Annotated in this window: 13 protein-coding genes and 1 tRNA gene; 10 read left to right on the top strand and 4 right to left on the bottom strand. The window is 71.4% G+C overall.

The window, feature by feature from the left end:
• Positions 1-11 precede the first annotated feature (11 nt).
• Complete coding sequence (locus tag DVK05_RS09215; protein ID WP_121563073.1) at positions 12-869, bottom strand: 3-hydroxyacyl-CoA dehydrogenase family protein; 858 nt, start codon at positions 867-869, stop codon at positions 12-14.
• A gap of 212 nt (positions 870-1,081) precedes the next feature.
• On the opposite strand from DVK05_RS09215, the gene DVK05_RS09210 reads away from it, so the two are divergent.
• The 3 genes from DVK05_RS09210 to DVK05_RS09200 all read left to right on the top strand — a co-directional run bounded on the left by DVK05_RS09210 (position 1,082) and on the right by DVK05_RS09200 (position 4,680).
• Entirely contained in the window at positions 1,082-1,885 is an 804-nt protein-coding gene (locus DVK05_RS09210; RefSeq protein WP_121563072.1) for a class I fructose-bisphosphate aldolase, read from the top strand.
• Complete coding sequence (locus tag DVK05_RS09205; protein WP_121563071.1) at positions 1,885-2,781, top strand: class 1 fructose-bisphosphatase; 897 nt, start codon at positions 1,885-1,887, stop codon at positions 2,779-2,781. Before DVK05_RS09210 ends, DVK05_RS09205 begins: the two co-directional genes overlap by 1 nt.
• Before the next feature lie 87 nt (positions 2,782-2,868).
• Entirely contained in the window at positions 2,869-4,680 is a 1,812-nt protein-coding gene (locus DVK05_RS09200; protein WP_121563070.1) for an acyl-CoA carboxylase subunit beta, read from the top strand.
• A 9-nt stretch (positions 4,681-4,689) separates the two neighbouring features.
• Here the strand turns inward: DVK05_RS09200 and DVK05_RS09195 are convergent, their stop codons facing one another.
• On the bottom strand, positions 4,690-5,238 hold the full coding sequence (locus DVK05_RS09195) for a DedA family protein (protein ID WP_121563069.1): 549 nt from the start codon (positions 5,236-5,238) through the stop codon (positions 4,690-4,692).
• A gap of 168 nt (positions 5,239-5,406) precedes the next feature.
• On the opposite strand from DVK05_RS09195, the gene DVK05_RS09190 reads away from it, so the two are divergent.
• On the top strand, positions 5,407-5,934 hold the full coding sequence (locus DVK05_RS09190) for a redoxin domain-containing protein (RefSeq protein WP_121563068.1): 528 nt from the start codon (positions 5,407-5,409) through the stop codon (positions 5,932-5,934).
• Positions 5,935-6,009: 75 nt separating this feature from the next.
• The gene (gene gfo6 / locus DVK05_RS09185; protein WP_121563067.1) at positions 6,010-7,107 is read left to right on the top strand and encodes a D-xylose 1-dehydrogenase Gfo6; all 1,098 of its coding nucleotides are present in this window, start codon (positions 6,010-6,012) and stop codon (positions 7,105-7,107) included.
• 11 nt (positions 7,108-7,118) lie between these two features.
• Here the strand turns inward: gfo6 and DVK05_RS09180 are convergent, their stop codons facing one another.
• On the bottom strand, positions 7,119-7,961 hold the full coding sequence (locus DVK05_RS09180; protein ID WP_121563066.1) for an aldo/keto reductase: 843 nt from the start codon (positions 7,959-7,961) through the stop codon (positions 7,119-7,121).
• Between the two features lie 473 nt (positions 7,962-8,434).
• Positions 8,435-8,505 (bottom strand) — tRNA-Gly (locus tag DVK05_RS09175).
• Positions 8,506-8,612: 107 nt separating this feature from the next.
• Here DVK05_RS09175 and DVK05_RS09170 point away from each other — a divergent pair.
• From DVK05_RS09170 to DVK05_RS09150, 5 genes are all read left to right on the top strand, one after another.
• On the top strand, positions 8,613-9,899 hold the full coding sequence (locus DVK05_RS09170; RefSeq protein ID WP_121563065.1) for a PQQ-dependent sugar dehydrogenase: 1,287 nt from the start codon (positions 8,613-8,615) through the stop codon (positions 9,897-9,899).
• Between the two features lie 170 nt (positions 9,900-10,069).
• Positions 10,070-10,936 carry a putative RNA uridine N3 methyltransferase gene (locus tag DVK05_RS09165; protein ID WP_121563064.1) on the top strand — a complete coding sequence of 289 codons (867 nt, stop codon included), beginning with the start codon at positions 10,070-10,072 and terminating at the stop codon, positions 10,934-10,936.
• A gap of 4 nt (positions 10,937-10,940) precedes the next feature.
• Positions 10,941-11,957, top strand: coding sequence for a 50S ribosomal protein L3 (locus DVK05_RS09160; protein ID WP_121563063.1), 1,017 nt, complete (start codon positions 10,941-10,943; stop codon positions 11,955-11,957).
• A 3-nt stretch (positions 11,958-11,960) separates the two neighbouring features.
• Positions 11,961-12,707, top strand: a complete 747-nt coding sequence (gene rpl4p, locus DVK05_RS09155) for a 50S ribosomal protein L4 (RefSeq protein WP_053770514.1) — start codon at positions 11,961-11,963, stop codon at positions 12,705-12,707.
• Positions 12,704-12,958: a 50S ribosomal protein L23 gene (locus DVK05_RS09150; RefSeq protein WP_053770515.1), complete on the top strand. Its 255-nt coding sequence runs from the start codon at positions 12,704-12,706 to the stop codon at positions 12,956-12,958. Before rpl4p ends, DVK05_RS09150 begins: the two co-directional genes overlap by 4 nt.

The following is a 12,958-nucleotide window of genomic DNA, read 5'->3' as shown; positions in this document are numbered from 1 at the left end:
CCGATCTCCGACTACTCGTACTCGTAGAAGCCCAGGCCGGTCTTCTTGCCGAGGTCGCCCGCCTCCACCTTGCGCTTGAGGAGGTACGCCGGCTTGTAGCGGTCGCCGAGCTCGTCGTGGAGCGTCTCGCTGGCGTCGAGCGCCACGTCGAGCCCGATGTGGTCGGCGAGTTCGAGCGGGCCCATCGGGACGTTCGTGCCGAGCTTCATCCCGCGGTCGATGTCCGCCTTGTCGGCGACCCCCTCGTCGTACGCGCGGATCCCCTCGTTGATCCACGGCATCAGGATGCGGTTGGTGACGAAGCCGGGCTTGTCGTCGGCCTCCCACGTCTCCTTGCCCAGGTCCTCGGCGAAGTCGTGCGCGAAGTCCACCACCGCGGGGTCGGTGCGCTCGCCGACCACGACCTCGACGCCGTCCATGATCGGGACGGGGTTCATGAAGTGGAGGCCGACCACGTCGCTCGCGCGGTCGGTCGCGCTCGCGATGGTGGTGATAGACAGCGTGGAGGTGTTCGTCGCGAGGACGGCGCCGTCGTCGGTGACGCGGTCGAGGTCGGCGAACACGTCGCGTTTCACGTCGAGGTCCTCGATCACGGCCTCGATCGCCACGTCGGCGTCCGCGAGGTCGTCGAGGTCGGTCGTGCCCGTAATCCGGTCGCGGATCGCGTCCGGCTCCTCGTCGAGCGCGTCCTTCGCGGCCAGTCGGTCGAGGCTGTCCTCGACGCTGCCGAGGCCGCGCTCGACGTACTCCGCCTCCACGTCGCGCATCACCACGTCGTAGCCCGCGGTCGCCGCGACCTGCGCGATGCCGTTGCCCATCGTGCCGGCGCCGACGACGCCGACCACGTCCACCTCGGAGAGTTCTCGCATGCGGACCGCTGCCGCGCCGCGGGTGGTAAGTATTGCGAAAGCCGGTCCCGCGTCCCCCGCCGCGAGGAGAAATTAACAATTTGAGTAGTAACGGATGAGACAGAGAATCGCCCGCAACATGACTCGAAACGCCCGCGAAACGGGGTTCCGTTTCTTTACGCCCGCCAGTTTCACCACAGCCCTTTTTATCGATGTAACTGAACTACGAACCGATGCTTCCTCACGCCGCCGACGACATCTCGCGCGACGGTAAGTCGCTCATCCTCGCGTACGACCACGGGCTCGAACACGGGCCGGTCGACTTCGAGCCGAACCCGGACACGGCGGACCCGGAGCGGATCTTCGAGCTCGCCACCCACGAGGCGGTCACCTCGCTGGCCGTCCAGAAGGGGCTCGCGGAGGCGTACTACCCCGACTACGAGGACGAGGTGAACCTCCTGTTGAAGCTCAACGGGACCTCGAACCTCTGGATGGGCGAGCCGGACAGCGCGGTCAACTGTACGGCGGAGTACGCGGCCGAGCTGGGCGCCGACGCGGTCGGGTTCACCGTCTACGGCGGGTCGAACCACGAGGTCGAGATGGCCGAGGAGTTCCGCGAGGCCCAGGAGGGCGCCCGCGCACACGACATGGCCGTCGTCATGTGGTCGTACCCGCGCGGGCAGGGGCTCCGCAACGACGGGAGCCCGGAGGTTATCTCGTACGGCGCGCGGCTCGGCCTGGAGCTCGGCGCCGACGTGGTGAAGGTGAAGTACCCCGGGTCCGCCGAGGCGATGGGCGACGCCGTCGAGATGGCCGGCCCGGCCGACGTGGTGATGTCCGGCGGGACGATGCGCGACGACAAGGCGTTCCTCCGGAACGTCGCGAACGCCATCGACGCGGGCGCCACCGGCATCGCCGTCGGCCGCAACGTCTTCCAGCGCGACGAGCCCGAGCGCATCCTCGACGCCTTAGAGGCCGTGATCTTCGACGAGGTCGACCCGGCCGAGGCGCTGGCGATCGCCGAGAGCGACGACTGATGGCGTCCCTCGACCCGACCGTCGCGGCCGTCTTCGACGCGGTCGCGGCGACCGCCCCCGAGATCCGCGCGGCGCTCCCCGGCCGGCGCGTCGAGAGCGGGACGGAGAACGCCTCCGGCGAGTCGGTGCTGGCGGGCGACCTGTACGCCGACGAGCTGCTCGGCGACGCGATCACCGCGGTCGACGGCGTCGGCTCGTTCGTCAGCGAGGAGCGCGAGGAAGCGGTCGACGCCGGCGGCGCGGTCGGGAGCGGGCCGGACGACGCCTACGCCGTGGCGATCGACCCCCTCGACGGCTCGTCGAACCTGCGGTCGAACAACGCGATGGGCACCGTCGTCGGGGTGTACGACGCCCCGCTGCCCGCGCGCGGCCGCGACCTCGTCGCCGCCGGCTACGTCCTCTACGGGCCGATCACGACGATGGTCGTCGCCGACGAGGCGGGCGTCCGCGAGGAGGTCGTCGAGCGCGCGCCCGACGGCGACGGCGTCGAGCGCTCGGTCGTCGAGGGCGACCTGACGCTCCCGGCGACGCCGACCGTCTACGGGTTCGGCGGGCGCGTCCCCGACTGGCCCGCCGACTTCCGCGCGTACGCCCGGGCGGTCGAGGACGACCTGAAGCTCCGCTACGGCGGCGCGATGGTCGGCGACGTGAACCAGGTGCTCACCTACGGCGGGGTGTTCGCGTACCCCGCGCTCCGGAGCGCGCCCGAGGGGAAGCTGCGCCTCCAGTTCGAGGCGAACCCCATCGCGTACATCATCGAGCGCGCTGGCGGCGCCTCCTCGGACGGGACCGGCTCGATCCTCGACGTCGAGCCCGAGGCGGTCCACCAGCGCACGCCGCTGTACGTCGGCAACGAGGAACTGATCGACCGGCTGGAGGCGGCGGTCGGCGACTAGGGCGGCGGCTCCGCGCGGGCGGTCCCGGCGGTCCGGACCGAGTCTCGCATGGAAAACTGTTTAGGATCTACCGCAAATCTTGCGTCCATGAAAGTCCACGTCGGCGCGGCGGCGACCCCCGAGGAGGCCGAAGCGATAGCGAAGTCGCTCGCCGAACACCTCGGCGTCAACGTCGACGTCCACGTCGGCGAGGGGGAGACGCCGGTCGCGAGCGCCGAGCCGTCCGAACCGAGCTACCCGCTCGACGACGACCTCGGGCCGACCGACCGCGAGCGCGACCTCCGCGCCGAGATAGCCGACATCCGCGAGGGCGGCCCGGAGAAGTACCGCGACCGGCTCTCGGAGCAGGGGAAGCTGTTCGTCCGCGACCGCCTCGACCTCTGGTTCGGCGGCGAGGGCGGGACCCGCGGCGCCGGCGACGCGGACGCGGCCGACGGCGACCCCGCGGGCGTCACGTTCGAGGACGGGAAGTTCGCCGCCTTCGACGACTGGCACCCGGACGCGCCCGCGGGCGACGACGGGGAGACGAACGAGGAGGGGGGCGACCGGCTCCCCGGCGACGGCCTGCTGACGGGCGCGGCGGAGTTCGAGGGCCGCGACGTCCACTTCATGGCCAACGACTTCACCGTGAAGGCGGGGTCGATGGCGTCGAAGGGTGTCGAGAAGTTCCTCCGGATGCAACAGCGCGCGCTGAAGACGGGGAACCCGGTCCTCTACCTGATGGACTCCTCGGGCGGCCGGATCGACCAGCAGACCGGCTTCTTCGCCAACCGCGAGGGGATCGGGAAGTACTACTACAACCACTCGATGCTGTCCGGCGCGGTGCCGCAGATCTGCGTCCTCTACGGGCCGTGTATCGCCGGCGCCGCCTACACCCCCGTCTTCGCCGACTTCACCGTAATGGTCGAGGGGATGTCCGCGATGGCGATCGCCTCCCCGCGGATGGTCGAGATGGTCACCGGCGAGGAGATCGACTTAGACGACCTCGGCGGCCCGCGCGTCCACGCCGAGGAGTCCGGCTCCGCGGACCTGATCGCGCGCGACGAGGAGCACGCCCGCGAGCTAGTCGCCGAGCTGATCGGCTACCTCCCGGACCGGGCCGGCGAGAAGCCCCCGACGCGCGAGACGAAGCCGCCGAAGTACTCGCCCGACGGGATCGACGAGCTGATCCCGGAGTCGCCGAACCGGCCGTACGACGCCCACGACCTGCTCGACCGGATCGCCGACGCCGAGTCGGTGTTCGAGCTGAAGGAGGGGTACGGCCCGGAGATCGTCACGGCGTTCTGCCGGATCGACGGGCGGCCGGTCGGCGTCGTCGCCAACCAGCCGACGGAGCGGTCGGGCGCCATCTTCCCGGACGCCGCGGAGAAGGCCGCCGAGTTCATCTGGACCTGCGACGCCTACGAGATCCCCCTGCTGTACCTCTGTGACACGCCCGGCTTCATGGCCGGTTCGCAGGTGGAGAAGGACGCGATCTTAGAGAAGGGCAAGAAGATGATCTACGCCACCTCCTCCGCGACGGTGCCGAAGCAGACCGTCGTGGTTCGGAAGGCGTACGGCGCGGGGATCTACGCGATGGGCGGGCCCGCTTACGACCCGGAGAGCGTCATCGGGCTCCCGTCCGGCGAGATCGGGATCATGGGCCCCGAGGCCGCTATCAACGCCGTCTACGCCCGGAAGCTCGCCGAGATCGACGACCCGGAGGAGCGCGCCGAGACCGAACAGCGCCTGCGCGAGGAGTACCGCGAGGGGATCGACGTCCACCGGATGGCCAGCGAGGTCGTCATCGACGAGATCGTTCCCCCGTCCGACCTCCGCGCCGAGCTGGCCGCGCGGTTCGCGTTCTACGAGGACGTTCAGAAGGACCTGCCCGACAAGAAACACGGGACCGTCCTCTGACGACCCGGGCTACAGCGCCGCGATCAGGTCGCCGCCGTACGCCCCGAGGACCCCCTCGAACCCGATCCCGACCGCCAGCCCGACGGCGAGGAGCGCGCCCGCGTACGCCGCCGACCCGACGAGCGACGCGGCGGCGAACCGGGGGGCAGACACCGACGAGGCGCCCGCGCTGGGGAGCGCGAGCCACCCGCGGGTCCCCGGGAGGGCGTTCGAGGCGGCGACCGCGGGGAGCCCCCACCAGTCGAACCAGCGCGTCGCGCCGTCGAGGCCGCCCTCGCTCACGGGCACCACGGCCAGCGCGGTGGGGTCGGCGTCGTACCGGCGGACCGCGACGAAGAGGATCGACTGTCCGGCGGTCGCGCCGACCACCGCCGCGGCGAACACCGGGAGGACCGCGAGCGACTCGACGCCGGCGGCGACCGCCGCCGCGACGAACAGCGTCCGCGCCGGCAGCACCTTCCCCACGAGGGCCCCCTCCAGAGCGAAGACGACGAAGACCGCCGCGGCGCCGTGGGTGCCGACGAGGGCGAGCAGCGTCGCGGCGTGGGGAGCGATCACGGCTCACCTCCGCGGGCGACGCGTAAAACCTCCCCGAGAGGGGCGGTAGCACCCGTCACCATGCCGGATCTCCGCGTCACGGCGGCCCTCTTCGTCGCTTCCGGTTCAGGCGTGACCTCTCTCCGGTTCGGGCGTGACTATTTACCTCGCACGCATCCACCGTCCGGTATGATTCGCGTCGGCGACACGGCGCCGGACTTCATCGCCCCGGCGGTCTCGGGGGATTCCGCCGACGAGCTGGCGCTGTTCCGGCTCGTCGAGGCGCACGACGCGGTCGCGCTCCTGTTCGCGCCCGCGACGTTCGTGCCGACGTGTACGGCCGCGTTCGCCGCGGTCCGGGACGCCGGCTGGGACGACCGCGACGACCTCGCCGTCGCCGCGCTCACGGGCGACTCGCTGTACGCGGCGTTCGCATACGCCGACCGGTTCGCCCTCCCGTTCCCGGTCGTCGCCGACTTCCACGGCGGCGCGGCCGAGTCGTACGACCTGCTCGCCGACTCGTGGGAGGGCCACTCGGACGTCCCGCGCCGCGCGGCGGTCGTGGTCGACGGCGACTGGACGGTCCGGTTCGCCGAGGCGACGGCGGACGCGCTCGACCGCGTCGACCCCGCGCCCGTCGAGCGCGCGACCGAGGCGCTCCGCGACCTCGGGGTCGACGCCGCGCGGCCGCGGGTGGACTACGACGGGGCGTGGTGAGCGGCGCGGCCCCGGACGCCCGCCGGCGGACGGCGTCGCCGTGGTTATTTGACGCCCCCGCGACGAAGGGTCGGCATGGAAGCCGCCTTCGCGGAGTACCTCGACGAGTTCACGCGCCGGGACTGGGAGACGCTCGACCCGGCCGCCGTCACCGACCCGGTCCGCGTCGCGGTCGTCGGGCTCGGCTGGTTCGCCCGGGAGTGGGCGCTGCCCGGCATCGCGCGGTCCGCGTACACCGAGGCGACCGTCGTCACCGACGTCGACGCCGCCGCCGTCGAGGCGGTCGCCGCCGAGCGCGACGTGACCGGCGTGACGCCCGAGGAGTTCCGCGCCGGCGCGGCCGCGGACGCCTACGACGCGGTGTACGTCGCGACGCCGAACGCGACCCACCTGAAGTACGTCGAGGCCGCCGCGGACCAGGGGAAGGCGGTCCTCTGCGAGAAGCCGCTGGAGGCGACCCCGGAGCGCGCGCGCCGGCTCGTCGCCGCGTGTCGCGACGCCGACGTGCCGCTGATGGTCGGCTACCGGATGCAGACGGACCCCGCCGTCCGGCGGCTCCGCGACCTGCTCGACGCGGGCGTCGCGGGCGAGGTGGTCGGCGTCCACGCGACGATGTCGCAGACGATGCTCGGCGAGCTGGGCGGCGACCACGACCAGTGGCGGCTCGACCCCGAGCTGTCCGGCGGCTGCGCGGTCATGGACCTGGGCGTGTACCCGCTCAACACGACCCGGTTCGTGCTCCGCGAGGACCCGGTTCGTGTGTCGGGCCGCACGCGCTCGGAGCACGCGGCGTTCGCCGACGTCGACGAGCACGCGACCTTCAGGCTGGAGTTCCCCGGCGGCGTCGACGCGCAGTGCTCGGTGAGTCAGAACGCCCAGCACGCGAGCCGGCTGGAGGTCACCGGCACGGACGCCAGGCTGATCATGGACCCGGCGTTCTACGAGCGCGAGGACCGCGGCTTCGCCGTCGTCCGCGACGGCACCCGGGTCGACGTGGAGTTCGACCAGGTCCACCAGATCGAAGCGGAGTTCGCGTACTTCGGCCACCAGCTGCTCGCGGGCGAGCCGTTCCACGCCGACGGCGAGCACGCGCTCACGGACAGCCGCGCGCTCGCTGCCGTCTACGAGTCGGCCGAGACCGGCGAGCCGGTCGCGCTCGGCGACGCGGAGTAGCCTCGGGCCCGCTACTGCTCGATCCCGTACACGTCGCTCGTCCAGTCGCGCGCCAGGGTGTCGTACACCGGCCGATCGCGGTCGCGCTCGTCGAGCCGCCGCCGGTCGGCATCGTCCAGCTCCCAGTCCATCTCGGCGTTGGCCCGGACGTGCTCGGGAGTCGACGAGCGCGGGAGCGGGACGACGCCGCGGTCGATCGCCCACCGGACGACGACCTGCGCGGGATGCTTGTCGTACTTCTCGGCCAGGTCCGCGACGACCTCGTCGCCGAACACGTCCGTCCGCGCGAGCGGCGCCGCCGCCTCGACCACGGTGTCGGTCTCGCGGCAGTACTCGACCAGGTCCGGGCGCTGGAACCACGGGTGGAACTCGATCTGGTTGACCGCGATGGGGACGTCCGAGATGTGGTGCGCGCAGCTGAGCTGGTACGCGCTGAAGTTCGAGACGCCGATATCGCGGACGAGCCCGCGGTCGCGAAGCTCGGCCATCGCGCGGAGCGTCTCGCGCAGCGAGATGGCTGGGTTCGGCCAGTGGATCAGGTACAGGTCGAGGTACTCGACCCCGAGGCGGTCGAGCGACGCCTCGCACGAGGCGATCACGGACTCGTAGTTGAGGTTCTTCGCGAGCACCTTCGAGGTGAGGAAGACGTCGTCGCGGTCGACGCCGCTCGCCGCGAGGGCGTCGCCGATGGCCTCCTCGTTTTTGTACCCCTCGGCCGTGTCGATGTGGCCGTAGCCCGCGTCGAGCGCCGCGCGGACGCTGTCGACGGTCTCGCCGTCGGTGAGGTCGTACGTGCCGAGTCCGAGCGCCGGTAGCTCCGCGCCGCTCGGGAGCGTCTTCGTTGGAACGGTCACGCGACAGGGGTTCGCCGGATCGCCGATTGAAACTACCGGTCGGGGAACCGTGCCGGCGTCACAACCGAACGCCGTGGCGCGTGCCTGCGAGGCCGCTTCGCGGCCAAGCAGCACGCGCGAGGGAGTCGGCCGACCGGAGGGAGGCCGACGAGGTTGGGGAGGCGTGAGGTGCGGTTGCCGTGCGGGGCGGGGCGGACTCAAAGGGGCAGCCGCGAGGCGGGCTGAGGCGACGTAAGCACCACAGCGAGTGAACGGAGTGAACGAGCGAGGAGCGCAGCCAGCGTCAGCCCGCCTCGCGGCTGGGGCTTTGGAAATGTTCGCCACCGCTCAGTCGTCCGGTTACTGGCTACTGATAGCGTTCGAATCTCTCTCGGTGATTTTGCTCACTTCGTTCGCAAAAAGCACCGGCCGAGACTCCCGCGAGCGCAGCGAGCGGGAGTCAGGCCGGTGGATCTTCGAGCGCAGCGAGAAGATGCACCGGCCGAGATTTGAACTCGGGTTGCAACCATGGCAAGGTTGCGTGATACCACTACACTACCGGTGCGTGCTTCGCATCCGATCGTAGCCCGGGTCGGAGATATAAGGGTTCCGAACGAGCGCCGGCGGAAGGGTCATCGGCGTCGCGCCCCCACGTCGATCCGAACTCGAACGATGCCCGACTCCTCCGACCGCATCGACAGACGCACCGCCCTCCGCGCGGCCGGCGGGGTCGCCGGCGCCGCCGCCCTCCCAACGCTCTCGGGCTGTCTCGGCGACACCGGCGACGACGGATCCGACGGAAGCGATACCCCCGACGAGGACCCCCCGCCGGACGACGGCGGCGACGTGGACTACGACGTCGAACCCGTCGCCGAGGGGTTCGAGAACCCGTGGGGGCTCGCGTTCCTGCCCGACGACGGTCGCCTGCTCGTCACCGAGCGCCCGGGGCGGCTCTCGCTCGTCGACCCCGCGGACGGAACGGTTGAGCAAGTCGCGGGCGCGCCAGAGGTGTTCGCGGCGGGACAGGGCGGCCTGCTCGACGTCGCGGTCCACCCCGACTACCCCGACGACCCGCGCGTGTACCTGACGTACTCGGCGCGCGCCGCGGACAGCCCGGCCAGCGACGGCGCGGAGGGCGCGACCACCCACCTCGGCGCCGGCCGGCTCTCGCCCGACGGCGACGCGCCCGCGCTCGACGGGTTCGAGGCGCTGTTCGTCGCCGAGCCGTTCCGCGGGACGGATCTCCACTTCGGGTCGCGGGCGACGTTCGGCCCCGACGGCGCGCTGTTCGTCACGGTCGGCGACCGGCGCGACACCGACTTCGGGCCGGACCACGCCTCGCAGGACCGGTCGAACGAGCTGGGCGCGACGCTGCGGCTGACGGCCGACGGCGACCCCCACCCCGAGAACCCCTTCGCCGGCGACGCGGACGCCACGGACGCGCTGTACAGCTACGGGCACCGGAACCCGCAGGCGATGGCGGTGCGGCCCGAGACGGGCGCGGTCTGGCAGTGCGAGCACGGCGAGCGCGACGGCGACGAGATCAACGTGATCGAGGCCGGCGGCAACTACGGCTGGCCGGTCGCCAGCGAGGCGTGCCGGTACGGGACCGACGACCCGGTCGCACCGGGCCACGGCGAGCGCGACGGCGTGACCGCGCCGGTCCACTACTGGCCGTGCGGCTCCGGGGGCTTCCCGCCGAGCGGGGCCGTCTTCTACGACGGCGACGCGTTCCCAGAGTGGCGCGGGGACCTGTTCGCGGGCACGCTCGCGGCGCAGTACCTCGGTCGGTTCACCGTCGACGGCGACGGACAGGACGCGGTCGTGACCGAGCGCGAACCCCTGCTCGACGACCGGGAGTGGCGCATGCGCGCGGTCGCGGTCGAGCCGGCGACCGGGCACCTCTACGTCGCGGTCGACGACGGCGACGCGCCGGTGGCCCGGATCGTCCCGGCGTGACCTCGACCGCTCGGACCGATCGGGAGCGGCCCCGGTCACCGCGGTGACGGTTGTCACGATCCGAGGGCCAGATCCCGCGCCAAACCCCGTGTGAACGCGGCACAGCCCGAAATCGGGACCGCTATCCTTTTACGGTGCCGTCTGAAATCGAGGGGTACAGTCTCGCCACGATGCGTACCGAAGACGGGCTCACGATATGTGTTCCGTCTTCGCTCGTCCGGGAGGCCGAGGACGACCGCGAGGCGACTCGCAAACTCGGCTACGTCGCCCGTGCGGCGGCGGTGTTCCGGGCGGATCGGCTCGCCGTCTTCCCCGACAGGGAAGGCGAGGGTCGACGGGGCGGGGAGTACGTCCGCACCGTGCTGGGGTACGCCGCGACGCCGCCGGAGCTCCGGAAGGACCTCTGGGGGCAACGCGACGAGCTCCGGTACGTCGGCGTGTTACCCCCGCTCCGCGTGCCGTGGCGGACCGGCTCGACCCCTAGCGGGGAAGAGTCGAAAACACAGGGACTCGTGACCGAGGTCGGACCTGAAGGCCGCGTCCGGGTCAATTCCCCGCTGCGGGAACACCCGATCTCCCTGCTCGTGCCCTCCGGAATGGAGGTCGAGCGGGGGGAGCGCGTCACCATCAGGGTCTCTTCGAGAGAACCGGTCCGCGCCCGCATCACCGGGAAGCCGGAGGTCGGCTTCCAGGTCGTGGCCGCGGACCTGTCGGAAGCGCTCGCCGGCGACGGACTGGCCGTCGCGACGTCGCGACACGGGGAGGAACTCTCCGTCTCGCGGCTCGGCGACCTCGTCTCGGACGCGCGGGAGGCCGGCGGCTACACCGTCGCCTTCGGCGCGCCCGAGCGGGGGCTTCCGGAGATGCTCGGGCTTTCGCCCGACCGCATTCGGGCGGCCGTCGCCGACGGCCGCTCGGTCGAACCCGATCCGGGGTTCGACCTCTGGCTGAACACGATCCCGGCACAAGCGAGCGAGGTCGTCCGGACGGAGGAGGCTCTGTTCGCGACCCTCGGCTCGCTCACACTCACGGAGTAAACACATGCCACAACCAAGCCGACCACGAAAAGGCTCGCTGGGCTACGGCCCGCGCACCCGCGCAGACAGCGAGGTGCCGCGCATCCGTTCGTGGCCAGACGACGACGGGGCCCCTGCGCTGCAGGGATTCGCCGGCTACAAGGCCGGGATGACCCACGTCATGATGGTCAACGACGAGGCGAACTCGCCGCGTGAGGGGATGGAGGAGGCAGTCCCCGTCACCGTCGTCGAGACGCCGCCGATGTACGCCGTCGCAGTCCGAGCCTACGAGGACACGCCGTACGGACAGAAGCCGGTCGAAGAGGTCTGGGCGACCGAGTTCCACGAGGAGCTCGACCGCGCGCTCGACCTGCCGGCGGAAGACACCTTCGAGGAGGACGCCGACGAGCTGCGCGCGCTGCTCGACGACGGCGTCGTCGACGACGTGCGCGTCATCACGCACACGGCGCCCTCGGAGCTCTCGAACGTCCCCAAGAAGAAGCCCGACGTCATGGAGACGCGCGTCGGCGGCGGCTCCCTCGAGGAGCGCGCCGACTTCGCGCTGGACCTGGTCGCCGAGGGCGGCGCCCACGAGTTCGGCGACGTCTTCCGCGCCGGGCAGTACACCGACGTCTCCGGCATCACGAAGGGCAAGGGGACGCAGGGTCCCGTCAAGCGCTGGGGCGTTCAGAAGCGGAAGGGCAAACACGCCCGCCAGGGATGGCGGCGCCGGATCGGTAACCTCGGTCCGTGGAACCCCTCCCGCGTCCGCTCTACCGTGCCCCAGCAGGGCCAGACCGGCTACCACCAGCGCACCGAGCTCAACAAGCGCCTCATCGACTTCGGCGAGGGCGACGATGCCTCCGTCGACGGCGGCTTCGTCAACTACGGCGAGGTCGACGGCGAGTACGCGCTCATCAAGGGCTCGCTGCCCGGACCGGACCAGCGTCTGCTGCGGTTCCGCCCGGCCATCCGGCCGAACGACCAGCCGCGCCTCGACCCCGAGGTCCGGTACGTTTCCACCGAATCCAACCAGGGATAACCAATGAACGCAACAGTACACGACCTGGACGGCGACGAGGCGGGCAGCATCGAGCTGCCGGCCGTCTTCGAGACCGCGTTCCGACCGGACCTCATCGGTCGCGCGGTCGGCGCCGCTCAGGCAAACCGGAAGCAGGCCTACGGGGCAGACGAGTTCGCCGGGCTGCGGACGCCCGCCGAGTCGTTCGGCTCCGGCCGCGGGCTCGCGCACGTGCCGCGACAGGAGAACGTCGCCCGCCGCGTCCCGCACGCCGTGTCGGGCCGCGCCGCGCACCCGCCGAAGGCCGAGAAGGACCAGTCGAAGCAACTGAACGACAAGGAACGACAGCTCGCCATCCGGTCGGCCATCGCGGCCACGACCGACGCCGAGCTCGTCGCCGAGCGCGGTCACGCGTTCGACGAGGACCTCGACCTCCCGCTCGTCGTGAGCGACGAGTTCGAGGACCTGAAGAAGACCCAGGAGGCCCTGGGCGTCCTCGAGGCCGTCGGCGTCGACGCCGACATCGAGCGCGCCGAGGAGGGCCGCTCCGTCCGCGCCGGACAGGGGAAGGCCCGCGGCCGCAAGTACCGCCAGCCGAAGTCCGTCCTCGTGGTCACCAGCGAGGAGCCGTCCCGCGCCGCCCGCAACCTCGCGGGCGTCGACGTCGCGACCGCTCGCGAGGTCAACGCCGAGGACCTCGCGCCGGGCGCGCACCCGGGACGACTCACGCTGTGGACTGAAAGCGCCGTCGCGGAGGTGGCCGACCGATGAACTCGATCATCGAGCATCCGATCGTCACCGAGCAGGCGATGAACGAGATGGACTTCAACAACAAGCTGCTGTTCCTCGTCGACGTCGACGCGACCAAGCCGGAGATCACCTCCGAGGTCGCCGAGCGCTACGACGTGGGCGTCGCGAACGTCAACACGCAGGTGACGCCGCAGGGCGAGAAGAAGGCGATCGTCACCCTGTCGGAGGACGACGACGCGACCGAAATCGCCTCGCGCATCGGGGTGTTCTGA

It is taken from the genome of Halorubrum sp. Atlit-8R, from assembly GCF_003666025.1.
GTDB lineage: Archaea > Halobacteriota > Halobacteria > Halobacteriales > Haloferacaceae > Halorubrum > Halorubrum salinarum.
Note: the sequence above shows the minus strand (reverse complement) of the source record. Positions and strands in the feature narration are given on the sequence as shown.